This is a genomic window from Mycetocola lacteus (genome assembly GCF_003667575.1).
GTDB classification, from domain to species: Bacteria; Actinomycetota; Actinomycetes; order Actinomycetales; family Microbacteriaceae; genus Mycetocola; species Mycetocola lacteus.
The window spans coordinates 115,554-139,275 of sequence record NZ_RCUY01000014.1; the positions used below are offsets into that span (position 1 = coordinate 115,554).

At 64.8% G+C, this 23,722-nt stretch carries 24 protein-coding genes and 1 pseudogene; 16 read left to right on the top strand and 9 right to left on the bottom strand.

The genetic code is table 11. The annotated features are described in order from the left end of the window. The first annotated feature begins 72 nt into the window (after positions 1-72). The gene (locus D9V34_RS14995) at positions 73-906 is read left to right on the top strand and encodes a purine-nucleoside phosphorylase (protein ID WP_121689296.1); all 834 of its coding nucleotides are present in this window, start codon (positions 73-75) and stop codon (positions 904-906) included. A 157-nt stretch (positions 907-1,063) separates the two neighbouring features. Continuing rightward, positions 1,064-2,752: a phospho-sugar mutase gene (locus D9V34_RS15000; protein ID WP_121689297.1), complete on the top strand. Its 1,689-nt coding sequence runs from the start codon at positions 1,064-1,066 to the stop codon at positions 2,750-2,752. Positions 2,753-2,809: 57 nt separating this feature from the next. Here the strand turns inward: D9V34_RS15000 and D9V34_RS15005 are convergent, their stop codons facing one another. From D9V34_RS15005 to D9V34_RS15020, 4 genes are all read right to left on the bottom strand, one after another. Next, positions 2,810-3,082, bottom strand: coding sequence for a PTS sugar transporter subunit IIB (locus tag D9V34_RS15005; RefSeq protein WP_030149036.1), 273 nt, complete (start codon positions 3,080-3,082; stop codon positions 2,810-2,812). A 15-nt stretch (positions 3,083-3,097) separates the two neighbouring features. Then, positions 3,098-3,550, bottom strand: coding sequence for a PTS sugar transporter subunit IIA (locus tag D9V34_RS15010; RefSeq protein WP_121689298.1), 453 nt, complete (start codon positions 3,548-3,550; stop codon positions 3,098-3,100). Between the two features lie 82 nt (positions 3,551-3,632). After that, positions 3,633-4,757 (bottom strand): adenosine deaminase, encoded by a 1,125-nt coding sequence (locus D9V34_RS15015; RefSeq protein WP_121689299.1) that lies wholly within the window; start codon positions 4,755-4,757, stop codon positions 3,633-3,635. 156 nt (positions 4,758-4,913) lie between these two features. Beyond that, a complete protein-coding gene (locus D9V34_RS15020) occupies positions 4,914-6,029 on the bottom strand; it encodes a mannose-1-phosphate guanylyltransferase (RefSeq protein WP_121689300.1) in 1,116 nt (371 codons plus the stop codon). 281 nt (positions 6,030-6,310) lie between these two features. Between D9V34_RS15020 and sdhC the strand changes: the two genes are divergently transcribed. Genes sdhC through D9V34_RS15040 form a run of 4 tightly spaced genes read left to right on the top strand, consistent with a single transcriptional unit; the run spans position 6,311 to position 9,794 of the window. Next, on the top strand, positions 6,311-6,730 hold the full coding sequence (gene sdhC, locus D9V34_RS15025; RefSeq protein ID WP_255505689.1) for a succinate dehydrogenase, cytochrome b556 subunit: 420 nt from the start codon (positions 6,311-6,313) through the stop codon (positions 6,728-6,730). 10 nt (positions 6,731-6,740) lie between these two features. After that, positions 6,741-7,187 carry a succinate dehydrogenase hydrophobic membrane anchor subunit gene (locus D9V34_RS15030; RefSeq protein ID WP_030149041.1) on the top strand — a complete coding sequence of 149 codons (447 nt, stop codon included), beginning with the start codon at positions 6,741-6,743 and terminating at the stop codon, positions 7,185-7,187. A gap of 40 nt (positions 7,188-7,227) precedes the next feature. Next, positions 7,228-9,030 carry a succinate dehydrogenase flavoprotein subunit gene (sdhA, locus tag D9V34_RS15035; RefSeq protein WP_121689301.1) on the top strand — a complete coding sequence of 601 codons (1,803 nt, stop codon included), beginning with the start codon at positions 7,228-7,230 and terminating at the stop codon, positions 9,028-9,030. Positions 9,031-9,032: 2 nt separating this feature from the next. Further along, the gene (locus D9V34_RS15040; protein ID WP_121689302.1) at positions 9,033-9,794 is read left to right on the top strand and encodes a succinate dehydrogenase iron-sulfur subunit; all 762 of its coding nucleotides are present in this window, start codon (positions 9,033-9,035) and stop codon (positions 9,792-9,794) included. Between the two features lie 118 nt (positions 9,795-9,912). On the opposite strand, the gene D9V34_RS17650 is transcribed toward D9V34_RS15040, so the two are convergent. Then, positions 9,913-10,470, bottom strand: coding sequence for a DUF4190 domain-containing protein (locus D9V34_RS17650; RefSeq protein ID WP_147441707.1), 558 nt, complete (start codon positions 10,468-10,470; stop codon positions 9,913-9,915). 131 nt (positions 10,471-10,601) lie between these two features. Here D9V34_RS17650 and D9V34_RS15050 point away from each other — a divergent pair, with 131 nt between their 5' ends. Both D9V34_RS15050 and D9V34_RS15055 read left to right on the top strand, forming a co-directional pair. After that, positions 10,602-11,057, top strand: coding sequence for a hypothetical protein (locus D9V34_RS15050; protein ID WP_121689304.1), 456 nt, complete (start codon positions 10,602-10,604; stop codon positions 11,055-11,057). A 40-nt stretch (positions 11,058-11,097) separates the two neighbouring features. Then, on the top strand, positions 11,098-11,508 hold the full coding sequence (locus D9V34_RS15055) for a VOC family protein (RefSeq protein ID WP_121689305.1): 411 nt from the start codon (positions 11,098-11,100) through the stop codon (positions 11,506-11,508). A gap of 55 nt (positions 11,509-11,563) precedes the next feature. Here D9V34_RS15055 and D9V34_RS15060 read toward each other — a convergent pair whose 3' ends face one another. After that, entirely contained in the window at positions 11,564-12,394 is an 831-nt protein-coding gene (locus tag D9V34_RS15060) for a DUF4190 domain-containing protein (RefSeq protein ID WP_121689306.1), read from the bottom strand. A gap of 81 nt (positions 12,395-12,475) precedes the next feature. Beyond that, on the bottom strand, positions 12,476-14,116 hold the full coding sequence (gene ptsP / locus D9V34_RS15065) for a phosphoenolpyruvate--protein phosphotransferase (protein WP_121689307.1): 1,641 nt from the start codon (positions 14,114-14,116) through the stop codon (positions 12,476-12,478). Positions 14,117-14,250: 134 nt separating this feature from the next. On the opposite strand from ptsP, the gene D9V34_RS15070 reads away from it, so the two are divergent. From D9V34_RS15070 to D9V34_RS18305, 6 genes and pseudogenes are all read left to right on the top strand, one after another. Continuing rightward, on the top strand, positions 14,251-15,474 hold the full coding sequence (locus tag D9V34_RS15070; protein WP_121689308.1) for a YihY/virulence factor BrkB family protein: 1,224 nt from the start codon (positions 14,251-14,253) through the stop codon (positions 15,472-15,474). 69 nt (positions 15,475-15,543) lie between these two features. After that, complete coding sequence (locus D9V34_RS15075) at positions 15,544-16,392, top strand: exodeoxyribonuclease III (protein WP_121689309.1); 849 nt, start codon at positions 15,544-15,546, stop codon at positions 16,390-16,392. Positions 16,393-16,419: 27 nt separating this feature from the next. Next, complete coding sequence (gene trpS, locus D9V34_RS15080) at positions 16,420-17,427, top strand: tryptophan--tRNA ligase (protein ID WP_121689310.1); 1,008 nt, start codon at positions 16,420-16,422, stop codon at positions 17,425-17,427. 940 nt (positions 17,428-18,367) lie between these two features. Then, the gene (locus tag D9V34_RS15085) at positions 18,368-18,667 is read left to right on the top strand and encodes a hypothetical protein (RefSeq protein ID WP_121689311.1); all 300 of its coding nucleotides are present in this window, start codon (positions 18,368-18,370) and stop codon (positions 18,665-18,667) included. Next, a complete protein-coding gene (locus D9V34_RS17655; RefSeq protein ID WP_147441708.1) occupies positions 18,664-19,701 on the top strand; it encodes a hypothetical protein in 1,038 nt (345 codons plus the stop codon). The genes D9V34_RS15085 and D9V34_RS17655 overlap by 4 nt, the downstream gene beginning before the upstream one ends. 560 nt (positions 19,702-20,261) lie before the next feature. Further along, positions 20,262-20,387 (top strand): annotated as a pseudogene (locus tag D9V34_RS18305) (transposase); the annotation flags it as partial. Between the two features lie 432 nt (positions 20,388-20,819). On the opposite strand, the gene D9V34_RS15095 reads toward D9V34_RS18305, so the two are convergent. After that, positions 20,820-21,509 (bottom strand): TetR/AcrR family transcriptional regulator, encoded by a 690-nt coding sequence (locus D9V34_RS15095; RefSeq protein ID WP_121689312.1) that lies wholly within the window; start codon positions 21,507-21,509, stop codon positions 20,820-20,822. Between the two features lie 158 nt (positions 21,510-21,667). On the opposite strand from D9V34_RS15095, the gene D9V34_RS15100 reads away from it, so the two are divergent. Both D9V34_RS15100 and D9V34_RS15105 read left to right on the top strand, forming a co-directional pair. Next, a complete protein-coding gene (locus D9V34_RS15100) occupies positions 21,668-22,096 on the top strand; it encodes an organic hydroperoxide resistance protein (RefSeq protein ID WP_030149052.1) in 429 nt (142 codons plus the stop codon). Between the two features lie 109 nt (positions 22,097-22,205). Beyond that, on the top strand, positions 22,206-23,459 hold the full coding sequence (locus D9V34_RS15105; protein WP_121689313.1) for an Nramp family divalent metal transporter: 1,254 nt from the start codon (positions 22,206-22,208) through the stop codon (positions 23,457-23,459). On the opposite strand, the gene D9V34_RS15110 is transcribed toward D9V34_RS15105, so the two are convergent. Next, a complete protein-coding gene (locus D9V34_RS15110; protein WP_183091994.1) occupies positions 23,443-23,688 on the bottom strand; it encodes a PLDc N-terminal domain-containing protein in 246 nt (81 codons plus the stop codon). The genes D9V34_RS15105 and D9V34_RS15110 overlap by 17 nt on opposite strands. Positions 23,689-23,722: the final 34 nt, after the last annotated feature.

The window sequence follows — 23,722 nt, forward strand, 5'->3', positions numbered from 1 at the left end:
GGGGCGTTCAAAGTGAATTCGGCGCGCCTCGAAAACGGGCGCGATCCGGGGTCTTTGGCTAGAGTGGAAACCATGTCAGACTCCACCACAAACCCCCTGCACGACCCGGCCGTTTCGCCGCGCGAGGTTGCCGCCGAAGCCGCCGCCCAGATCGCCGAGAAGACCGGCGTCGCCTCGCACGATATCGCGCTGACCCTCGGCTCCGGCTGGGGTAAGGCCGCGGACCTACTCGGTGAGACCGTCGCCGAGTTCCCCGCCGAGGAGGTTGTCGGCTTCTCCAAGCCCGCGCTGCCCGGACACGGCGGAACCCTGCGCTCGATCCGCCTGGCCAACGGCAAGCACGCGCTGGTCATCGGCGCCCGCACCCACTACTACGAGGGCCACGGCGTTCGCCGCACCGTCCACTCGGTGCGCACCGCCGCCGCCACGGGGGCCAAGACCATGATCCTCACCAACGGTGCCGGTGGCATCAAGGAGCACTGGACCCCGGGTACCCCGGTGTTGATCAGCGACCACATCAACCTCACCGCGGACTCCCCGCTCGAGGGTGCCACCTTCGTGGACCTGACCGACCTGTACTCCGCGCGTCTGCGCGACCTGGCACGCACCATCGCCCCCGAGCTGGACGAGGGTGTGTACTGCCAGTTCCGCGGACCGCACTATGAGACCCCCGCCGAGGTGCAGATGGCCAAGACCATCGGTGGCCACATCGTGGGTATGTCCACCGCGCTGGAGGCCATCGCCGCCCGCGAGGCCGGCATGGAGATCCTGGGCATGTCCCTGATCACCAACCTGGCCGCCGGGATCTCCCCCACCGCGCTCAGCCACACCGAGGTCATCGAGGCCGGTCAGGCGGCCGAGGCCAAGATCAGCGCGCTGCTCGCGCAGATCGTCGCGGCGATCTAATCCGTTAGAGCACGCCAAGTGGCGGCGGCCCCGGGATTCCGGGCCGCCGCCACACCGCGTTAATCACCGCGTGCACACCCGGTTTTGTGGCCGATCCGGTTAGCATGGTGGACATGCAAACTGCAATGAACAGCCTGAGCCGACCCGGCGGAGCCCGATGAGCGGCGAAAATACCGGTTCCGTTCCGGTGTGCACCGACCTGCTTGAGCGCGCCGAGGCGTGGCTCGCCCAGGATCCCGATCCGGAGACCCGCGACGAGCTCTCCTCGATCCTTGAGGCCGTCCGCGGCGGCGACTCCGCCGCCCGCGCCGACCTGGCCGACCGCTTCGCCGGACGCCTGGAATTTGGCACCGCGGGCCTGCGCGGCCGCGTCGAGGCCGGATCCAACCGGATGAACCGGGTCCTGGTCTCCCAGGCCGCCGCCGGCATCGGCGCGTTCCTCAACGCCCGCGCCGGCGACACCACCCCGAGCGTCGTGATCGGCTATGACGGCCGCAAGAACTCCGACGTGTTCGCGCGCGACAGCGCCGAGCTGCTCTCGGGTGTGGGCATCCGGGTGACCCTGCTGCCGCGTCCGCTGCCCACCCCGGTGCTGGCCTTCGCCGTGCGTCAGCTGGGCACCAGCGCGGGCATCATGGTGACCGCGAGCCACAACCCGCCCGCCGATAACGGCTACAAGGTCTACCTCGGTGATGAGGATGCCGGTTCGCAGATCGTCGCCCCGGTGGACGCCGAGATCGCAACCCAGATCCTGCGCATCGCGACCGACGAGAGCGTGCTGGATCTGCCCCGCTCCCCCGAGTACGCGATCGCCGACGAGGCCGTGATCGACGCGTATGTGCGCGCGACCGCCGCCCTGGTTGACCAGACCCCGCAGCCGCTGCGCGTGGTGTACACCGCGATGCACGGTGTGGGCTGGGAAACCTTCGCCAAGGTCGTGACCGCGGCCGGGCTCCCCGAGCCCATCGCCGTGGCCGCCCAGCGCGACCCCGATGCCGCCTTCCCCACCGTCGCGTTCCCCAACCCCGAGGAGCCCGGCGCGCTGGATCTGGCCATCGAGACCGCGCGCGAGCACGGTGCCGATCTGATCATCGCCAACGACCCCGACGCCGACCGCTGCTCGGTCGCGATCCCCGATCCCGCGGCTCCCGGCGGCTTCCGCCAGCTGACCGGTAACCAGATCGGCTGGTTGCTGGGATGGCGTGCCGCCGAGCGGGCGCGCGCCGCCGGTCGTCACGGCGCGCTGGCCTGCACCATCGTGTCTTCCCCGGCCCTGGCCGAGGTTGCGCGTCAGTACCAGCTGGACTTCGCCGAAACCCTCACCGGGTTCAAGTGGGTCTCCCGCGTCCCGCACCTGCTGTTCGGCTACGAGGAGGCCATCGGCTACCTGGTCAACCCCGACACCGTGCACGATAAGGACGGCATCTCCGCCGGCCTTGCCGTGCTGGAGCTCGCCGGTGCCGCCGCCGAGGAGGGACGCACCCTGGGCGACATGCTCGACGAGTTTGCGACCCGGTTCGGCTACTTCGGCAGCGACCAGCTCTCGATCCGCTTCACCAACCTGGCTCAGATCCCCGCGCTGATGGCGCGTCTGCGCGAGACCCCACCGGCCCTGCTGGGCAGCCGGGAGATCGTTAAGATCGAGGACCTGTCCGTCGCCACCGCCGAGCGTCCGGGCACCAACGCGCTGCGCTGGGAGCTCTCCGACGGTGCGCGCATCATGATTCGCCCGAGCGGTACCGAGCCCAAGGTTAAGTTCTACCTCGACGTGCGTGGCGAGGACGAGACCGTGCTGGAGAGCCTGGTCGAGATCCGCAGCGACCTCACCGAGCTGGTCTCGGAGTAACAGCACATACAGAACGAGCCGGGTGGATTTCTCCACCCGGCTCGTTCCGTGTTGTGGCTAGCTCAGGGCCTCTTCAAGCTTGTCGGCCAGCTCGTCCAGGTCGAAGTAGTTGTTGATCACGATGATCTCCGCGTAGGTCTTGCCGATGGCCGGGACCAGCTCGGAGGAGGTGAGGATGATCTGGGCATCGGCGGCGGCGGTCATCACCGAGGCCGCGTCGCTCGCGGTGACCGTGGCTTCCAGGCCCAGACGAGCCAGCGCGCGCTCGGCGTTCACCTTGAGGATGCCGGATGTTCCCACCCCGGCCCCACAGATTGCAACGATGTGCATCACGGTTGACCCCCTCTATTCCGCGGCCGGAGCCCCGAGGATATCGCGCACACGCTCCGCGGTCGGGGCGTCGGCCAGCGCCGGGATCGATCCGGCATCGTTGAAGACGTTGGCGAGCTCAGCCACCGTGGTGACGTGCTCCTCGGTCCCGGTGACGGCCAGACCAATGACCACATTGACCGGGTCGTTGTGCGGGTGCCCAAACACGACGGGCTCGGCCAGGGTGACCACGGCGATGCCCGAGTTCAGCACGTCGGGACCCGGGCGGGCGTGGGCGAGGGCCAGGCCCGGCGCGATCACCACGTAGGCACCGAACTCCTCGATGACCTCGATCATCCGGTCGGAGTAGCTCTCGGCGGTGAAGCCGCCACGCTCAAGAGCGTTGCCGGCAAGCCGCACCGCGTCACGCCAGTCACCCGCACTGGCGTGCAGGTTGATTGCGGCGTCGGGAAGCGGGGGTAGCGGCATGAGATCCTCACTGAATCACGGGGGCGAACGGTTCGTACTTCCAGGCTACCGGTTCCCGCCCCGAGAATCGGTAGAACGCTCGCTATGCGTCTGCCGCGGCGTCGAAACCTGCACGAATGCGCTCGGTCAGGTACTCCCTGTCTTCGGTGGGCATAAATGCGGCGGCGGCCGCATTGAGCTGGAAGATTTCCAGGTCTTCAAGGTCGTATTCGAAGGCTGCCGAGAGCAGGGCCAGTTCGCGGGTCAGCGAGGTTCCGGTGACCGTACGGTTATCCACGTTGACCGTGACTCGGAAGCCCAGCTGGTAGAGCAGGTCGAAGGGGTGGTCTTCGAGCTCGTCCCCCCAGGCGTCGATCGCCCCGGTCTGCAGGTTCGAGGAGGGACTGAGTTCGAGCGCGATCTCGCGATCATTGACCCAGTGCGCAAGCTCCCCCATCTCGACATAGACGTTGTCGCCCTCGGTGCGACGCACCTCGATGTCCTCGGCCAGACGGACGCCGTGGCCCAGGCGCAGGGCGCGTCCATCAAACAGCGCGCCCTGGATCGAGTCGAGACCGGCGGCCTCCCCCGCGTGCACGGTGACCGGGAAATAGTGCTGGGCCAGGTAGTCGAAGGCCAGGCGGTGCCGGGCAGGCGGGAAGCCGTCTTCAGCCCCGGCAATATCGAACCCCACCACGCCGTGATCGCGATGACGCACGGCCAGCTCGGCGATTTCCAGCGCCCGGTCGGCATGCCGCATCGCGGTGAGCAGCTGCCCCACCTCGATCTCGCCCCCGGCTCGGCGCACATCGTCCACCCCGCGCTCGAGGCCCTGCTGCACGGCCTCGACGGCGCGGTCCAGGGTCAGCCCGCCCCGCAGGTGCTGCTCGGGGGCCCAGCGAATCTCGGCGTAGATCACACCGTCGTCGGCCAGGTCATGGACAAACTCGCGGGCGACCCGGGCCAGCGCATCCGCCGTCTGCAGGACGGCGATGGCCAGGTCGAAGGTCTTCAGGTACGCGGGCAGACTGCCGGCGCTGGCCTGGTCGATAAACCACTCGGCGAGTTCCTCGGCGGTGTTGGCGGGGGCCTCCAGGCCGGCCGCGGCGGCCAGATCCAGGATGGTCTGAGGGCGCAGTCCACCGTCAAGGTGGTCGTGCAGCGACACCTTGGGCAGGGCCCGCAGGTTGATGCCACCGGGCAGCGTGTAGTTATCCGAGGTACTCACCCGGCAAAGTCTACCCGCGACCCTCGCGAAACGACAGGGTAAATCCAATGCCGTTCATACACTCGTCATCAGGCGACAGATTTGTAGGTATATCAGCGGTTTTAGATACCACAAAGCCCGGGAATTCCGGGTGGGAATTCGCGGGCTTCGAGGCGTCTAGAGCAGGTCGTTGCGACCGGAGATCTTCAGCGCATCCACCACGGATTTCACCCGCTGGGCGTGCTCGCTGGTGGTGACCAAGAGCGCGTCCGGAGTGTCAACCACCACGATGTTCTTCACACCGATCAGGCTGATCACACGATCCGTTTCGGAGACCACGATGCCACTGGAGGCATCCGCCAAAACGCGTGCATTTTCACCCAGGATCGCCAGGTCGCCACCGGCACCACCGGTGTTGAGCTTGGCCAGCGAGGCGAAGTCGCCCACATCGTCCCACTTAAAGGCGCCGGGGATCACCGCGAGGCGACCGGCAGCGGCGGCCGGCTCGGCGACCGAGTAGTCGATTGCGATCTTCTTGAGCGTCGGCCAGATGCGATCCACCGCGGGACCGCGGGTTGCCGGGTCGTCCCAGGCCGCGGCGAGCTCCACGATCGAGGCGCGCAGCTCGGGCTGGTTACGGCCCAGCTCCTCCAGCAGCACGTCGGCGCGGGTGATGAACATGCCCGCGTTCCAGAGGTAACCGCCGTCGGCCAGGTAGCTCTGCGCGGTGGGTAGGTCGGGCTTCTCAACGAAGCACTCCACCGCGCGGGCGCTGTCGGCACCGGTGATGTTGAGGTCATCGGCCACCTTGATATAGCCAAAGCCCACCGCCGGCTCGGTCGGGGTGATGCCGATGGTCGCGATAAATCCGGCATCGGCCGCCAGGACGGCCTCGTTCACGGCCGCGCGGAACAGGCGGTCGCCGCTAATGACGTGATCGGCCGCAAACGAACCGATAATCGCATCGGGCTCGCGGCGCACCAGGATCGCGGCGGCCAGGGCGATGGCCACGGTCGAATCCCGAGGGTCTGCCTCGAGCACGATGTTCTGATCCGCAAGCCCGGGCAGCTGCTCCTCCACGGCGGCGCGGTGCGCGCGTCCGGTGACCACCATGATGCGCTGGTCGCCGGCGATCGGCGCCAGCCGATCCCAGGTTGCCCGCAGCAGGGTCGAGCCGGAGCCGGTGAGGTCGTGCAGGAACTTTGGTGCATCCGCGCGGGACAGCGGCCACAGTCGTGAGCCGACACCCCCGGCCGGAATCACACTAAAAAAGCGGTCGAGTGCGGGTTTCATGTCTCCAGGGTAGTCGGCGCAACCTGTGAGGAGTGGGCGACCCGGCGCACAACGCCGCAATCGTGCCCGGGCGTCGGCGAGTGTCGCGTCACCCAGACAACAAATTTCACGGGATTTCCCGGTGAACGACCGGTTTCGGACAGCGAATATCTCGAGGCACTAAGGGTCGCCTAAGCGGTAACCGACTGATTGTCGACATAGGATGTGCATAGCGCCTAAAAGACGCACGACGGCTCGTGTGGCTGTCGACCGAGGCTTCGACGATTATGGGAGGGCTGTTCGTGTCAGTGCAGACTGCAGGGACTCCACCGAAGGCATCAAAAAAGAAACCGCGTCCCGCGGGTACGCTGTACCGCGGTCACGAGGGCATGTGGTCATGGGTTTTCCACCGCATAACCGGCGTCGCGATCTTCTTCTTCCTGCTGGTTCACGTCCTGGATACCGCGCTGGTGCGTGTATCCCCCGAGGCGTATGACGCGGTGATCGGCACCTATCAGACCCCGATCATGGGTATTGGCGAGGTCGGCCTGGTCGCCGCAATCGTCTTCCACGCCTTCAACGGCCTGCGGATCATCCTGGTGGACTTCTGGTCCAAGGGAACCCGCTACCAGAAGCTCATGTTCTGGATCGTGATCGCCCTCTGGGTACTCACCATGCTCGCCTTTGTGCCGCGGCACCTGACCAACGTGTTCAGCCACTAGGAGGCCCGCCATGACTACTACCGAAATCGCGGCTCCCCGCTCCCCCCGCACCCGTGGAAACGGCACCAACTGGGAAAAATGGGGCTGGCTCTACATGCGTGTCTCCGGCGTTGTGCTGGTGGTACTGATCTTTGGTCACCTGTTTGTGAACCTCTGGCAGGGCACCGGCGTCTCCGCCATCAACTTCGCCTTCGTGGCCGGCAAGTGGGCCGACCCGTTCTGGCAGTGGTGGGACGTCATCATGCTGTGGCTCGCGCTGATCCACGGCGGCAACGGCATGCGCACCATCGTCAACGACTACGCTCGCGGACGCACCACCCGCGGCATCCTGAAGATCGCCATCCTGGCGGCCGTCGCGATCCTGATCATCCTCGGCACGCTCGTGGTCTTCACGTTTGACCCCTGCATCGGAAACCCCTCCTCCGATGCCCTGATTCAGCTCTGCGCCGCGCACTAGCGACCGCGGACACCCAACGATCAACACATTGGAAAATTCTGTGACGAACAGCACCCAGGGATCCACCATCGTAGGCGGCGTCCACTACCACCAGTTCGACATCGTGATCATCGGTGCCGGCGGTGCCGGAATGCGGGCGGCCATCGAGGCCGGCCCGAATGCCAAGACCGCCGTCATCTCCAAGCTCTACCCGACCCGCTCGCACACCGGTGCGGCCCAGGGTGGCATGGCCGCCGCCCTCGCCAACGTCGAGGAAGACTCGTGGGAGTGGCACACCTTTGACACGATCAAGGGTGGCGACTACCTGGTTGACCAGGACGCCGCCGAGATCCTGGCCAAGGAGGCCATCGACGCGGTCATCGACCTCGAGAACATGGGTCTGCCCTTCAACCGCACCCCCGAGGGCAAGATCGACCAGCGTCGCTTTGGCGGTCACACCCGCGACCACGGTAAGGCGCCGGTTCGCCGGGCCTGCTACGCGGCCGACCGCACCGGACACATGATCCTGCAGACCCTGTACCAAAACTGCGTCAAGCACGGCATCAACTTCTTCAACGAGTTCTACGTCCTCGACCTCATCATGACCGAGGTGGACGGCGTCAAGCAGCCCTCGGGCGTTGTCGCCTACGACCTCTCCACCGGCGAGCTGCACGTCTTCCAGGCCAAGGCCATGATCTTCGCCACCGGTGGCTTTGGCAAGATCTACAAGACCACCTCCAACGCCCACACCCTCACCGGTGACGGCGTCGGCATTGTCTGGCGCAAGGGCCTGCCGCTGGAGGACATGGAGTTCTTCCAGTTCCACCCGACCGGCCTGGCCGGCCTCGGCATCCTCCTCACCGAGGGTGCCCGCGGTGAGGGCGCGATCCTGCGCAACGCCTCGGGTGAGCGCTTCATGGAGCGCTACGCCCCCACCATCAAGGACCTCGCCCCGCGTGACATCGTCGCCCGCTGCATGGTTCAGGAGGTGGCCGAGGGCCGCGGTGCCGGACCGCACAAGGACTACGTGTACCTCGACTGCACCCACCTCGGTGCCGAGGTCCTGGAAACCAAGCTGCCCGACATCACCGAGTTCGCCCGCACCTACCTGGGTGTCGACCCGGTGACCGAGCCCGTCCCGGTGATGCCGACCGCCCACTACGCCATGGGTGGAATCCCCACCAACGTCAAGGCCGAGGTACTGCGAGACAACACCACCGTGGTTCCGGGCCTGTACGCCGCTGGCGAGTGCGCCTGCGTGTCCGTGCACGGCTCCAACCGTCTGGGCACCAACTCGCTGCTCGACATCAACGTGTTTGGTAAGCGCGCCGGTAACAACGCCGTCGAGTACGTCAAGACCGCCGAGTTCGTGCCGCTGCCCGAGGACCCCGCCAGGGAGGTGCGCGAGCTGCTCGAGCAGGTCCGCACCGGAACCGGCACCGAGCGTGTAGCCGTCCTGCGCAAGGAGCTGCAGGACCACATGGACCGCGGCGCCCAGGTGTTCCGCACCGACGAGTCCCTCGCCGAGGTCACCGAGACCATCCACCAGCTGCGCGAGCGCTACAAGAACATCAGCGTCCAGGACAAGGGCAAGCGGTTCAACACCGACCTGCTCGAAGCCATCGAGTTGGGCTTCCTGCTCGACCTCGCCGAGGTGGTTGTCTTCTCCGCCCGGAACCGCAAGGAGAGCCGCGGCGGACACATGCGCGACGACTATCCCAAGCGCGACGACGAAAACTACATGCAGCACACCATGGCGTACCTGAGCGGCGACCCGCACTCCGCCGACGCCGGTGACCACATCACGCTGGACTGGAAGCCCGTGGTCATTACCCGTTACCAGCCGATGGAAAGGAAGTACTAATCGTGGCTACCGCTACCGCCGAGAAGCCGCCGGCAGCCGCCGATGCGGTCGAGTCCTTCACCGTCACCCTGATCATCCGCCGGTTCGACCCGGAGGTTGACGAGGAGCCGCGCTGGCAGGACTACGACGTGGAGCTCTACGGCACCGACCGTGTGCTCGACGCCCTGCACAAGATCAAGTGGGAGCAGGACGGATCGCTGACCTTCCGCCGCTCCTGCGCGCACGGCATCTGCGGCTCGGATGCGATGCGCATCAACGGCCGCAACCGCCTGGCCTGCAAGACCCTGATCAAGGACCTCGACATCTCGAAGCCCATCTATGTGGAGGCCATCAAGGGCCTGCCGCTGGAGAAGGACCTCGTGGTCGATATGGAGCCCTTCTTCGAGTCCTTCCGTGAGGTGCAGCCCTTCCTGCAGGCCAACAGCACCCCCGGCACCGGCAAGGAGCGTGTGCAGTCGGTGGCCGACCGTGCCCGCTTCGACGACACCACCAAGTGCATCCTGTGCGCCGCGTGCACCTCGTCCTGCCCGGTGTTCTGGACCGACGGCCAGTACTTCGGCCCGGCCGCGATCGTGAACGCCCACCGCTTCATCTTCGACTCCCGTGACGACCAGGCCAAGGTTCGCCTCGACATCCTCAACGACAAGGAGGGTGTGTGGCGCTGCCGCACCACCTTCAACTGCTCCGAGGCTTGCCCCCGTGGCATCCAGGTGACCCAGGCCATCGCCGAGGTCAAGTCGGCGATTATGCGCGGCAAGCCGTAGGGAACGCCTCGGTCCGTCCGTACCTCCAAGGCATGCGCGGCAAGCCGTAAGAACCACCGCGACAAACACACAGTGCCCCGGTCCTCAGGATCGGGGCACTGTGCTTTGGCGGAGGGGGCTACGAGTTGCCCACGATCACCGCAAAAATGATGAGGCCCAGCATCCCCAGCGAAATCAGGATGGTCCAGGAACCGGTAATGATCCCGGTCAGTGCGAATCCCCGGGGTTGCCGTTTGCGCAGCGCAAGAATGCCCAGTACCAGCGCGACGATGCCGCCGGGCAGCACCATGAACCCGAATAACCCGCCCAGCACGGCCGAGGCAATGCCCACGATCATCGCCGAGAGCGCCTGGCCCCGCGGTTCGGACGGACGCACCATCATCGGATCGTAAACAAATCCCCCCTGCTGCGGGTAGGGCAGCGTCGCACCCACCGGGGCACCCGGATAGGCCGCAGTACCTGGATAGGTGGGAGCACCCGGATAGGCCGCAGTTCCCGGATAGGTGGGAGCACCCGGATAGGCCGCGGGTCCCGGAGAGGCGGGAGGCTGCAGGCCGCCCGAAGGATGCGGGTTCCCCGGAGCTTCGGGGTACGCGGGCCCCGCCGAATATGCGGGCGGTGTCGGGTATCCGGTGACGGGTGGAGTGAACGGATCGTGGGGATCAGGTGCGGTCATAGTGCGGCCAGGCTACGTTGCCCCCGACCGTTGTCAGTCCCGGGTGTCTCGAACTGGTCGGCTCCCTGTCGCCCCCACACGCGTGGAGACGTTCGTGAACATCGCTAGGCTAGGGAGGACGAAAGGGAGTCATGACCGCCGCCTCCGCGCACCGCAAGAAGCTTGTCCCCCGCGTGATTGTGCTCGCACTGCTGCTGTGGGTCATTCTCTGCGTCGCGCTTCCGGGCCCGGTCCCGATCCAGTTCGGCAGTGCCGACGCTCCGGCCGCCGGCGGCGTCTCCAGCTGGTTTGTGGCTATTGCACTGGCCCTCATCATGCTGGTCACCGTCTGGGCCTTTCGCAGCGGACACGCGACCCGCACACCGGATCAGCGCCGCGGGGATCTGGCGGCACTGCTGATCGCCCAGAGCCTGTTTGGGTATTCGCTGGTTGTCGTGGGCACGATCCCCGCCGCCGATCTGCCGGTGTCCTGGCTGCCGCTGGCGGTGGCCATCGTCGCGGCCACCGCCGGGTACTTCATCACCCACCGGATCGTGGATCACAATCCGGAGATTGCCCCTTCCGAGTCGACCGAATCGGGTTCATAATCGAATCAGCGCATAACGCGCATGATCGAGAGGACCAACGATGACCGTCTCCCTGAATCCCTACATTAATTTTCGCGGCGAGGGTCGCGCGGCACTCGAGTTCTATCACGGAATCTTCGGTGGCGAGCTGACCGTCTCGACCTTCGGGGAGGCCGGTATGCCGGTGGACCCCGCCGATGCCAACCTCATCATGCACGGCATGATCGTCTCCCCCTCGGGCCTGACCCTCATGGTTTCCGATACCCCGAGCTATATGGAACTCACCGTGGGCGACAACGTCTCGGTCTCGCTTTCGGGCCCGGATGAGGCGGAACTGCGTGGCTACTGGGAGGGTTTGCTGCCCGGTGCGAACGTGCAGGCACCGCTGGAAACCGCACCGTGGGGTGACACGTTTGGCATGCTGGTGGATTCGTTCGGAATCGGCTGGCTGGTGAACATCACCGCCAACTAGCACACAAAAAAGCGGCCCATCCTCGTTGAGGGTGGGCCGCTTCCTTATGCTCAAACTACTTGATCGGGACCAGGGTGCCCTGGTGGCCCTGTCCGGCGATAACCGCGAGCTTACCCGCGTCATCGTTGGGGACGATCAGCGCGATGTTGCCGGTGACTGACTGCCCCGGGGTCAGCGTCTCGTCGAGCGTGAAGCGCGGCTCGGGCGCGTAGCCAAAGGTGTCCTCGAGCGGGTACAGCTCATCTGCGGAGGTCACATACTGCACCGGTGCCTCAAGGAGGCTGCCCTGTGCGGTGCCGGTGTAGGTCACGGTGTAGTTGACCACGGCGTAGCTGTGTCCGTCGATAGGCTCGGCGTTCTCGGCGTCCGCGGCCATCACCTCGGCGGTCTGGTTCGGAGTGAAGGAGTTGATCACGACGGTGTAGCCGTCACCCACGATCGGAGTACCGATCGCTCCAACGGTGTCGGCGCTCTCGTCCACCTGTTCGGTAGGCTCTGCGGAGGGCAGCAGCGAGGAGTTCGCCAGCGGGCCCTCGCCCCGCTGTCCCTGCTCGATCAGGTTGGCGGCAAAGATCAGCCCAACAACCAGGAGGATCACGCTGACGATCACGCCGACAGCACCGAGGATCAGACCGGTCAGTGCGAGACCCTTGGGCTGACGCTTCACCAGCGCAATGATGCCGAACACCACGGCGATGACACCCAGCAGGATGCCCAGCGGCGGGAAGAAGGCAAAGACAACGGCGACGATACCCAGCACCAGGGCGGTGATCGCCAGTCCGCGCCGCGAGGAGGGAACGGATGCGGGCGCAGTCTCGACGGGGGCCTGCGGCAGCGGGGCAACCGGGGGCTGCTCGGGCTGTCCAGGGAATTCAGAGTTAGTCATGATACGGCCAACAATAGCGTGTGTTATTTTGCCGCGCCGAATTCCCCTTTACCCCCCTTTCGGGGCGGATTCTGGCGACCGCTAGGCCTCGGCCATCACCAGACGGGCTTCGGCTGGGGTGGCGGCCGCGAGAGCCCGAGAGGCTAGCAGACGCGCGTGCTCCAGGGTGTGCTGACGCAGCTCGGTGCGCACGTCCGCGAGAGCCTCGGGGGCCATCGACAGCGAGGTTACCCCGAGCCCCACGAGAATGACCGCGAGCAGCGGGTCCGCCGCCGCTTCCCCGCACACCCCCACCGGCTTGCCCGACTGGCCGCCGGCATCCCCGATCATCCGAACCAGACGCAGCACCGCCGGATGCCAGGGATCCTGGTAGTCGGCCAGCGCCCCCAACTGCCGGTCGGCGGCCAGGGTGTACTGGGTGAGATCGTTGGTGCCGATCGAGACGAAGTCGGCGATGCCCAGGATCTGCGCCGCCAGGAGGGCGGCCGACGGAACCTCGGCCATGACTCCGGCGGTGCCGAGTCCCAGCTCGCGGGCCAACAGCACAAACCTGGCGGTTTCGGCGGCATCGGCGATCATCGGGGCCATCACCCGCACGTCCGCACGGCAGCTGTCGGCGGCGATGGCGAGGGCCCGCAGCTGGTCACGGAGGATCGAATCATCGCCGCGGAACGCCCGCAACCCCCGCATGCCCAGGGCCGGGTTGGGTTCGGCGGCATCCACCGGGAGGAACGCGAGCGGCTTATCGGCGCCGGCGTCCAGGGTCCGCACGATCACGCGACGGCCGGGAAACTCCTCAAAGATCCGCTGGTAGTGCTCGACCTGCTCGGCGATACTCGGGGCACGCTCGGCATCCAGGAACAGGAGTTCGGTGCGCAGCAGCCCCACACCCTCGGCACCAAGTTCCCGGGCGGCCGGGGCCTCATCAGCCCGGGTGATGTTGGCCAGCAACGGAATCGGGGTGTCGTCGGCGAGGGTTCCGGGGCCCACCGGGACCTTGGAACGACGACGCCCCAGCCGGCGGCGGGCGGTCTGCACGTCCTCGGGGCTCGGATCGATCGTGACCGTGCCCTCGGCCGCATCCAGCAGGACCTCGGTGCCGTCCACGAGCGCGGCCACATCGCCCACTCCGACTACCGCAACCAGGGCCTTGGCACGCGCGAGGATCGCCGTATGTGAGGTGGGGCCGCCGCCGCTGGTGATCAGTCCGAGCACGCGCTCCAGGTCAAGTCCCACGGTGTCGGCCGGGGCAAGGTCGTGAGCAACCAAAATAAAGGGGGTATCCGAGTCGGGGATGCCCGGGACCGGGACCCCACGTAGGTGTGCGATCGTGCGCTGCGAGAGGTCGCCGAGGTCGGAGGCGCGCTCAGCCATATAGCCGCCCATCGAGAGCAGCATCTGCTGGAACGTGTGGAACGCCTCAAAGATCGCGCGCTCGGCCGTTTTCTGTGCGGCGATCCGGGAGCGCACGTCGGTCAGCAGGGAGGGATCCTGCGCCATCTGCGCCTGAGCCTCGAGTACCGCACGGGCCTCGCCGGTGGTGTGCTCGGCGTGCTGGGAGAGATCATGCGCGGTTTCGCGCAGCGCTGCCTCGGCCCGGGAAGACTCCCAGGCGGCCGTGTTGCTGCGCGGACGATCCGAGGGCTCCGGCAACGGTTCGGGCATACGCAGGACCGGTCCGGTAACCACACCGCGACCAACACCCACCCCCTGCACCCGCACCTGGTTCCCTTCATCCGACCGCTATCTAGGGTTCAGCCTAGGCCAGGTCCGAGTCCGGCGCACATTCGGGGGCGAATCGGGCGGCGTTCCCGGGAAATCTCCGCCCCCGCGAGCGCCCCCATTACAGTAGGGGCATGAGCAGTCGACCCCGCAGAGCCTCCCGAGGCCAACGCCTGGCCGAAAAGAATGCCCGAAAGGCGTCGTCCAAGCGCGAGGCGTCCTTCTCGGAAACGATCCGCAACAGCGATAACGCGCTGGTGCAGCGTTTCGAAAAGCCGCTGGAGCGGGCGGGCGAAGCCGTGGATACGGTCACCCGGACCCGCGTGGTGCGCACGGTCATGCGCTATAACGAGGCCGACGGAAACCTGCTGTCCTCGGGCATGAGTTTCCAGGCGGTGTTTGCGGTTTTCGCGGCGCTGTATGTGGGATTCGCGGTCGCCGGACTCTGGTTGATCGGCAACGAGGAGCTCTTCTCCAACCTCGTCCACATCATCAATAACGCGGTGCCGGGGCTGATCGGAACCAACGGTGGAAGCGGCATCATCAAGGAGGACCAGATCCTCGCCATCGCCCGCGTCAACGTGTTCGGATGGACCGGTGCGATCGCGCTGGTTGGTTTGCTTTTCACCGCGATCGCCTGGCTCTCCTCGACCCGGCAGGCCCTGCGCTCGATCTTCCATCTCCCCCGCGCCGAGGGAAACTTCTTCCTGCAGAAGGCCAAGGATCTGGGCCTCGCGTTGGCGTTCGGGGTGCTGCTGGTGCTCTCGGCCGCGGCGAACATGCTCTCGACCCAGGCGGTGACGTGGGTGCTGTCGCTGATCGGGATCTCCGATGAGTCGTTCTGGGGGCGCGCGAGCGTCTCACTGATCGGTCTGGTCGCCGGCCTCTTGCTGAACTTCATCACGCTCTCGGCGCTGTACCGGGTGCTTGCCCGGATCCCGATTCCGCTGCCCGACCTCTTTATGGGCTCCTTCTTCGGCGCACTCGCCCTGACCGCACTGAGCGTGGCCGGTGGTGCGGTGCTGGGTGGGGCGAGTCGAAACCCGCTGCTGGCGACCTTCGCGGTGTTTATCGGTCTGCTGATCTGGTTCAACTTTGTCTGTCGGGTAATCCTGATTGCCGGTGCCTGGATCGCCGAGGGTCTCGAGCGCAAGGGTGTGGTCCTGATCGAGCAGAGTGAGCGCGAGCGGCTCGAGGACCTGGCCGATGCCCGCGAGCTGATCGCACGCACCACCTTTGATGAGGCGGTGGCCGCAGCCCGGGCGGCGCGAGGCCCGGCCAAGCTGGTGGCCCGGGCCCGCGCCGAACGGGCGCGTAAGGAGCTGCGTACCCTGCGGGCCGAGCGTCGCGGTCGCTAGTTCGTGACCGCTGCATGCAATCGGGAGTTTGCGCCCCGGAGTGTCGCCGGCACCCGGTAAACTGGGGCCATGTCTGCCAACCCATTACGCGTTATTTCGGTCAACGTCAACGGCATCCGCGCCGCCTACCGCAAGGGTATGGGCGAGTGGCTGGAAAACTCCGGTGCCGACATTGTGGCCCTCCAGGAGGTCCGCGCCGGCGACGCCGACGTGCACAAGCTGGTCGGCGAGGGCTGGCACATTCTGCACGATGAGGCCGCGGCCAAGGGTCGCGCCGGTGTTGCGCTGCTCAGCCGGATCGCCCCGACCGCCTCACGCGCGGGCCTGGGCGGCGAGGAGACCGACAGCACCGGACGCTGGCTTGAGGGCGACTACGACTGGCACGGCACCCCGGTAACCGTGGTGTCCACCTACGTGCACTCGGGCGAGGTGGATACCCCGCGTCAGGTGTCCAAGTATGCCTTCCTGGAGGCGATGCTGGTGCGTCTGGCCGAGCTCTCGGCCCAGACCTCGCACGCCGTCGTGGTGGGTGACCTCAACGTGGGTCATCGCGAGCTCGACATCAAGAACTGGAAGGGCAACCAGAAAAACGCCGGCTTCCTACCGCAGGAACGCTCCTACTTCGACCGTTTCTTCGGTGCCGCGGGCACCGAGGTCACCGGCGTGGACGGCGTCACCGGCCCGGGCATCGGCCTGGTGGATGTCGGGCGCGCGTTCGCCGGCGAGGTCCCCGGCCCCTACACCTGGTGGTCCTACCGCGGTCAGGCCTTCGATAACGACGCCGGATGGCGCATCGACTACCACATGGCAACGCCCGCGCTGGCTGCCACCGTTACCTCCTATGCGGTCGAGCGGGCCGCTGCGTACGACGAGCGATGGTCCGACCACGCGCCCGTCACCGTCGTCTACGCACTCTAAATTTCGCTCGATTCTAAGGATTTCATCATGACCAACCCCCGCCTGTATTCCGGCATGCAGCCCTCGGCCGACTCGCTCCAGCTCGGCAACTATCTGGGTGCGCTCTCGCCGTGGAAGCGTCTGCAGGAAACCCACGACGCCTTCTTCTCGGTGGTCGACCTGCACGCGATCACCGTGCCGCAGGACCCGACCACGCTGCGCGAGAAGATCCGTCGCACCGCCGCACAGTACATCGCCGGCGGTATCTCCCCGGATAAGTCCACCCTGTACGTGCAGTCGCACGTGCCCGCGCACACCGAGCTGGCCTGGATCCTCAACACCATCACCGGTTTTGGTGAGGCGGGCCGGATGACCCAGTTCAAGGACAAGTCCAGCCGCTACGGTTCCGATGCCACCAGCGTGGGCCTGTTCGCCTACCCGGTCCTGATGGCCGCCGACATCCTGCTGTACCAGACCGAGGTGGTGCCGGTGGGCGATGACCAGCGCCAGCACGTCGAGCTGACCCGCAACCTCGCCGAGCGCTTCAACTCGCGCTTCGGTGAGACCTTCACCATCCCCACCGCCCACATCGGCGGCAACGAGGCGCGCATCTACGACCTGCAGAACCCCACCTCGAAGATGTCCAAGTCCGGGGAGTCCCCCGCGGGCATCATCTGGGTGTTGGATGACCCCAAGGTCAACGCCAAGAAGATCATGCGCGCGGTCACCGACGCCGATGGTGTGGTGGCCTTCGACCGCGAAAACAAGCCCGGCGTCTCCAACCTGCTGAGCATCTTCTCGGGTCTGTCCGGCCGCACTGTCGAGGACATCACCGCGTCCTACGACGGCCAGGGCTATGGCGCGTTCAAGAAGGATCTCGCCGAGCTGGTGGCCGACACCCTGGGCCCGGTGCGCGAGCACGCCAACGAGCTCATGTCCGACCCGGCCGAGCTCGACCGCCTGCTCGCCCGCAACGCCGAGCGCGCCAGCGAGGTCGCCGAGGCCACCCTCGACACCGTGTACGACCGGATCGGGCTGCTGCGCCGCGCGCGCTAAACGCCACACCCCACACCCCACACCCCACACACAGACACCCGGGCCGATCGGTCCGGGTGTTTGTGCGTGTACTCCTAGGTGTACCTGGCCGGCGGCTGAACGCGTCCTATATTCGATAGAGGTTAAATGCCTGCTCGAGGCAACGCCAAGTGCGCCAGTGAGGCGACCAAGGCTGCATTCGACGCTGTTGAGGTTCGGTCGATAGCGCACACTCGCTTACTCGGGATAATCACCGGGTCTGCTGACCCTTTAAAACCGAGTGGCGCACATCCTGTGCTGATTTCCGGTGGTGACCTTCTCCCCTCCGCAAGCTTTGTTTGGAGTTAATCAATGACTAACCCTGGAATTCAACGGACCAGACGAAACGGTCGTTCTGCATGCGAGCTTGCAGACAGGCTCAGGGTAACTCCTCAAACAATCCGTAAGGCGACAGCAGAACCTCGTGGAGTCTACGAAGGCCGCGTACTGGCTGAGCGTCCGCGGCTCACCGTTTCGGACACTGTATCCGCGTCCGAAATCGAGCGGCGCACTCTCCAGCGTCTTCTTTCAACGGGGCAGTTCGCCGGTGCACACAAAGATACTCGGGGACGCTGGATCATCCCGGTTGACGACCTCCATGCAGCGGGATTTACAGCACGACACACGACGCGACACACCTACGTCATCGAGTCGCTCGACTCGAAGGTGAGCAAGCAGCAGAGAAACTCTTCCGAGAAGTCTCAGAACGCAATGCTAACGACCTGAGAACAGCATTCCGCATGATCGATACTGGTCTGTCGAAAGCACACTCACCCGCACCAGGGAGAAAATGGTGGAAACGGAAAAAGTCTAGCCCCGTAGCTTGCCTGTTTGTGGGGTCGCAAGGCCCCTCGCGACACCACAAACAACAATAGCTGTCGCTCAGCGTTTACTCCTATACGCGTGCGTATACCCTGTCAAAATGACCGGCCCATTTGTTTTCGACGTTACCGCGATCAGGGAGTCCGCTCAGCGCATTGAATACGCGTTAGATGAGGTACCCGACTCCGGCTACACGACATGCACGGATTCCGGAAGCTCTCTGGTCTCGGAAACACTGAAACTGTTCATTGACGAGTTCACGAAAAAACTGAAATCAGAAAAACGCAATGCCAAGCGCATTGCCGAAGCGATGGAGGGCTGCGCTGATGATTTCGACAAGACTGAGTCAGAACAGGTACACCAGGTTCTTCGGTTTTTAGCGATACTGGTTAGCAGATGAGTGAACACTGGACAGAAGAAAACCCTGGCCTGGGCTCAACCGACTCAGTGGCACGTCTTGCTTCCATGTTGGATTCAACAAGTACGCTGCTGGCTAAGGGTGAAAGTGACATCAGAGAGAGCCTGAGTATTTTTCCCGATGAATGGGAAGGTGTATCCGCGAGAGTTGCTGCCCCTCAGATCGAGGAAACCAAAACACGAGTTGGTGTATTGAGCGATGCTACGGCGGCGGTGAAAACAGCTCTCAACGCATACACCAACGAGGTCGACGAGATTAAGTCACGGGCCAACACTCAGATTTTTCTGCGCGATGCTGCACAAGACACGATAAAAGAAATCTCATCAAACATGCTTGTGATCACCACCGATCACTTTGCTGATCTCAACAGAAATCTTGACCTCGACGCGAAGCTGGCAGCTGCCCGGGCCGGGAGAGAAGAAGCAATAAGTAGTCTGAAATCCCTCGCACAGCGCAGACAAAAAGCCGATGAAGTAGTATTGGAATCAGTCCGAACGGTGATTTCCGAACACTGGAATCTTTCACCAGAAGCATACCCATCGGATCGCTCATGGGAGCAACAGGGCAGCTACGAGTACACCATGGACCATTCTTTGGCAGTCAGTACTGACCAGTACACGGCTAAAGAGCTAATGGACCTTTTCAAGAAATACCCATCCGAGATTTTCCCATTCACGGTGAAGGGTCCGGATGGAGGTTTCCAGGACGGAGCTGTCTTTGAGCTCTCAAAAACACTTGGGTTTGGGTGGGGTGTTGAGACGGGAACAGTCGCTGTAAAAACAACGGACACAAGCGTAAAATTCACGGTCGTCTCTGATAACTATTTTGACGGACCCGGTTCGACTATCGAGTTTTCAATAATCGAAAAAGACGGCGAGTTCTACCTCCGGAAAGTCGCAGACGCTGAAAAAGCACAAGCCACAGTGGTCGCAGGAGTCACATTCGGCGCAAATGACACCTGGAAAAAACAGGCTGAGAACTTTCAATCCATTATCAAAAGATACGGATCAGGATGATGCAGAAATACATGTTTCTCCGGTTCATTTTGCTCAGCATGGCAACTGCGCTCTTGATCCTGACTGTCACGTACCTAGGCGTGCCAATATTTCGAGATCATGAGTTCCCAGTCGTTGACATATTCTCCTTCGTATGGGGCCTTGCGCCGGTGTGGTCTGTGGTTGGTTTTCTTATGGGACTGTGTGCATATGGCACCTACCGTCTGTCACTACTACTTCCTTCACGCCACTCCAAAACAGAACGGCCCGGCCCACTCCGGCCAAGCCCAGCCCCCGCAATCATTACCGGACTCACTACAGGAATCCTAGGAGCATATCCATTGGGTATCTACGTGACGTTTCTGGGCTTACGTATCGGGGTTTGGCCGGTAGTTATACTTTGCGGGATAACAATCGCCCTCATCTTTACCAGCTACATCATGCTCGCTTCTCGCAAAACCCAAAAACAATCCCAAAACCATAAAAACAACACACCACCAGCTACCAATGGTCGGGTCTACTGAAGCTTTACTTGACACTTTGCCTGTGAGGATTTGATCCTTGCGGGTGGAAGGATAGTCATCTTACCCAAAGCCTTTCCCGAAGAATTCCGCCGCGATGCCGTCGCGGTTGCCCGCACGGGCGAAGCGCCAATTGCCCGGGTCGCAAAGGACTTCGGTGTGCCACCCGCTGCCCTGCATCGTTGGATAATGTACCCACTGGTCCGAGAGCTGGCTGCCAGGGACGCTCCGATCAGGGTTCCCGTGGCGGTGCCCTACCGGGTACTGATTTTCTCCAAACAGGCCTTCGCGCGCTAAACCCCACACCCCACACACAGACACCCGGGCCGATCGGTCCGGGTGTCTGTGTTTCATCTCCCCGGCCGGCGTACCAATTCCGTACGTTTTCGGAGTCTGCCACCCCGCTTTGGCGCACGCCAGGGACATACACCTACGCGCATACCCCGTTTTGACCGGTCAATTACGTGTCAAAACGGGGGTGCGCTGGGAAGAGGTGTGCCCGTGGAGGCTCCGTCAGCGTCACCTGGCTCAGGATCACCGCGCTCCGGATCACCGCGCCCGGGGTCACCGCGTGGGCGCGAGAGGAGTCGCGGCAACCCCCTCCGCGGTCGCGGGGATTCAGGCCGCGGCGCGCAGGATCGCGCGTCCCGCGGTGCGCAGCTGGGTCTCGATCTGTTCGGGGGTATCCAGGTATCCGGCAAACATCGCACCGTCCCTGAGCATCAGGAGCTGGCGGGCGACCGGCTCGGCGGGCGCGATGCCCAGGGCACGCACGGCGTCCGCGAGGGTGCCCAGGAGCCAGTCGCGGTGGGTCAGCACGGCCCGACGGATCGGGTGCTCGGGTTCGGCGTATTCGGCCGCGGCGTTGAGGAACACGCAGCCTCGGAAACCCGGGCGGCAACTCTCCACACCGATCACCCGGGCAAAGCCGGAGAGAAACAGTTCGGCCTGCTCGGCCGTGACGATCCGCACGGGCAGTTCTTCGAGCCCCGCGGTCGCGGCGCTCGCACCGTCGGGCGCAAACAGGCGTGCCACCGATTCCTGGGCGCGTGCAGACTCGGCATCCAGGTAGGCAACGATTAGGTCGTCCTTGGTGGGGAAATGACGGTAGAAGGTGACCTTGGTGATGCCGGCGGCGGCGATGATCCGATCGGCGCTCACGGCTCGGTACCCGAGCGCGGGAAAGAGTGCGCCGGCGGCATCGAGGATGCGCTGACGCGCGCCGATCCGCACCGGGGCACCGGGAGTCTCGGCCTGTGCAACGGAGGACTCCGAGACGACCGTGCCTTGCGCCTGTGCCTGCGTCATGTATGCTCCCGTGCCGAACGGTTCCTGAATCGAAACCGAGAATTTGAGGTTGGACTTGCGTGTTGCCGAGTCCTGTTCCAGTATAGATCTTGTAGGTAGAGTGACTAGTTCGTCTACCTAGGAATTTTCCGAGAATCCCCGTCAGAAGGACACAGATTATGAGCGAAACCCTGTACACCGCCGTAGCCACCTCGACCGGCGACGGCCGCGCCGGGGGCCACGTCGTCTCCAGCGACGGCAACCTCGACCTGGTCCTCGCGGTCCCCACCGAGATGGGTGGCCGTGGTGGCGGAACCAACCCCGAGCAGCTCTTCGCCGCCGGCTGGTCGGCCTGCTTCCACTCCGCACTCAAGGCCGTGGCCGCCGCAGAGAAGATCACCCTGACCGACTCGGCCGTGGTGGCCGACATCTCGATCTTCCCCAACGGCCAGGGTGGCTACGACCTCGGCGCAGCCCTCCACGTGGAAATCGCGGACATCGAGCAGGCCGAGGCCGAGCGCCTCGTGGGCCTTGCCCACCAGGTGTGCCCGTACTCCAACGCCACCCGCGGCAACATCAAGGTCGAGATCGAGACCGTCGTCGCCTAACGCCCTCCCCCAGGCATCACGGGCACCCGAGATACTCTCGGGTGCCCGTTTTTTGATACCCGGGACGACATTTTTCGGTGCGCCGAAATTAACCTGCTAGTGTGAGCGCATGACCTCCGCAGCACCCGCCACCACGCGCCCGGCCCGCGCCCCCGAACGCCGACTCCTGAGCCTCCTCGGCCCGGCCTTCGTAGCCGCCATCGCCTATGTGGACCCGGGAAATGTCGCGGCCAATCTCTCCGCCGGCGCGGGCTACGGCTACCTGCTGGTCTGGGTTCTGGTACTGGCCAATGTCATGGCCGTGCTGGTGCAGTACCTCTCGGCCAAGCTTGGTCTGGTTACCGGCAAGAGCCTGCCCGAGCTGCTGGGACAGCGCATGCCGCGCGCCGGACGGCTGGCCTACTGGGTCCAGGCCGAGGTGATCGCCGCGGCCACGGACCTCGCCGAGGTGATCGGCGGCGCCATCGCCCTGAACCTGCTGTTCGGAACACCGCTGCTGCTCGGTGGAATCATCGTCGGCGTGGTCTCGATGGTACTGCTGGCGATCCAGTCTCGCCGCGGCCAGCGTCCGTTTGAGTTTGTCATTCTGGGCATGCTGGTGATCATCACCATCGGTTTTGTAGGCGGCCTATTCTTCTCCCCGCTGGACTGGGGTGGCGTGGCCGGCGGGCTGGTGCCGCGCTTCGAGGGCACCGAGACGGTCCTGCTGGCCGCGAGCATGCTCGGCGCCACGGTCATGCCGCACGCGATCTACGTCCACTCTGCCCTCGCCCGCGACCGTCACGGCGTGAGCACCAACCCCGGCCGGATCCGCCGCCTCCTGAAGGCCACTCGCTGGGATGTGAGCCTCGCTCTTGTGCTGGCCGGGGGTGTGAACATCGCGATGCTCCTGCTCGCGGCTTCGGCCCTACCCGGTGTCGCGGGCACCGACACCATCGAGGGTGCCCATGCGGCCATCACCGCGGCCCTCGGCCCGGTCGTCGGAGTGGTCTTCGCCGTGGGCCTATTAGCCTCGGGCCTCGCCTCCACCTCGGTGGGCTGCTACGCGGGTGCCACGATCATGGACGGCCTGCTGCACGTGCGCATCCCCCTCCTGGTACGCCGGGTCATCACCATCATCCCCGCACTGATCGTGCTGGGCGTGGGTTTTGACCCCACACTGGCGCTGGTACTGAGCCAGGTTCTGCTCTCTGTGGGCATCCCGTTCGCCCTGATTCCACTGGCCTATCTGACCGCCAAGCGCTCGCTGATGGGTGAGTTCGTGAACCGACTTCCGATGCGCATCATCACCGCGATCGTGGTGGCCGCCATCGTTCTTTTGAATATCGTGCTGATCTACCTCACCCTCACGGGCGCGGCATAGCCACCGAACCCTGCCCACGGCCGCGTGCCCGGCGCACAATGCGGTCCAGGGTCCAGGCGATCAGGGTGAGCACATGTAGGAGGACCAGCAGCACGATCCAGATGACCTTCTCCGAGGTTCGCATCTGGCGATCATTTGCGGTGACCACGATGGCGTACACCCAGTATCCAAACAGCGCAAAGATTCCCAGCAGAACCGGCAGGTGCCAGCCCATCAGCAGATTAGACACGGTGTTCCCCACTCCCCCTCGGCACATCCGAGTA

Coding starts and splice junctions, on each gene's coding strand:
- D9V34_RS17655 (WP_147441708.1), top strand. CDS start 18,664: ATGAGTGAACACTGGACAGAAGAAAACCCTGGCCTGGGCTCAACCGAC.
- D9V34_RS15085 (WP_121689311.1), top strand. CDS start 18,368: ATGACCGGCCCATTTGTTTTCGACGTTACCGCGATCAGGGAGTCCGCT.
- D9V34_RS15050 (WP_121689304.1), top strand. CDS start 10,602: ATGACCGCCGCCTCCGCGCACCGCAAGAAGCTTGTCCCCCGCGTGATT.
- D9V34_RS15060 (WP_121689306.1), bottom strand. CDS start 12,394: ATGACTAACTCTGAATTCCCTGGACAGCCCGAGCAGCCCCCGGTTGCC.
- D9V34_RS17650 (WP_147441707.1), bottom strand. CDS start 10,470: ATGACCGCACCTGATCCCCACGATCCGTTCACTCCACCCGTCACCGGA.
- D9V34_RS15055 (WP_121689305.1), top strand. CDS start 11,098: ATGACCGTCTCCCTGAATCCCTACATTAATTTTCGCGGCGAGGGTCGC.
- D9V34_RS15075 (WP_121689309.1), top strand. CDS start 15,544: ATGTCTGCCAACCCATTACGCGTTATTTCGGTCAACGTCAACGGCATC.
- D9V34_RS15030 (WP_030149041.1), top strand. CDS start 6,741: ATGACTACTACCGAAATCGCGGCTCCCCGCTCCCCCCGCACCCGTGGA.
- D9V34_RS15070 (WP_121689308.1), top strand. CDS start 14,251: ATGAGCAGTCGACCCCGCAGAGCCTCCCGAGGCCAACGCCTGGCCGAA.
- D9V34_RS15105 (WP_121689313.1), top strand. CDS start 22,206: ATGACCTCCGCAGCACCCGCCACCACGCGCCCGGCCCGCGCCCCCGAA.
- D9V34_RS15020 (WP_121689300.1), bottom strand. CDS start 6,029: ATGAAACCCGCACTCGACCGCTTTTTTAGTGTGATTCCGGCCGGGGGT.
- trpS (WP_121689310.1), top strand. CDS start 16,420: ATGACCAACCCCCGCCTGTATTCCGGCATGCAGCCCTCGGCCGACTCG.
- D9V34_RS15010 (WP_121689298.1), bottom strand. CDS start 3,550: ATGCCGCTACCCCCGCTTCCCGACGCCGCAATCAACCTGCACGCCAGT.
- D9V34_RS14995 (WP_121689296.1), top strand. CDS start 73: ATGTCAGACTCCACCACAAACCCCCTGCACGACCCGGCCGTTTCGCCG.
- D9V34_RS15000 (WP_121689297.1), top strand. CDS start 1,064: ATGAGCGGCGAAAATACCGGTTCCGTTCCGGTGTGCACCGACCTGCTT.
- D9V34_RS15095 (WP_121689312.1), bottom strand. CDS start 21,509: ATGACGCAGGCACAGGCGCAAGGCACGGTCGTCTCGGAGTCCTCCGTT.
- D9V34_RS15005 (WP_030149036.1), bottom strand. CDS start 3,082: ATGCACATCGTTGCAATCTGTGGGGCCGGGGTGGGAACATCCGGCATC.
- D9V34_RS15100 (WP_030149052.1), top strand. CDS start 21,668: ATGAGCGAAACCCTGTACACCGCCGTAGCCACCTCGACCGGCGACGGC.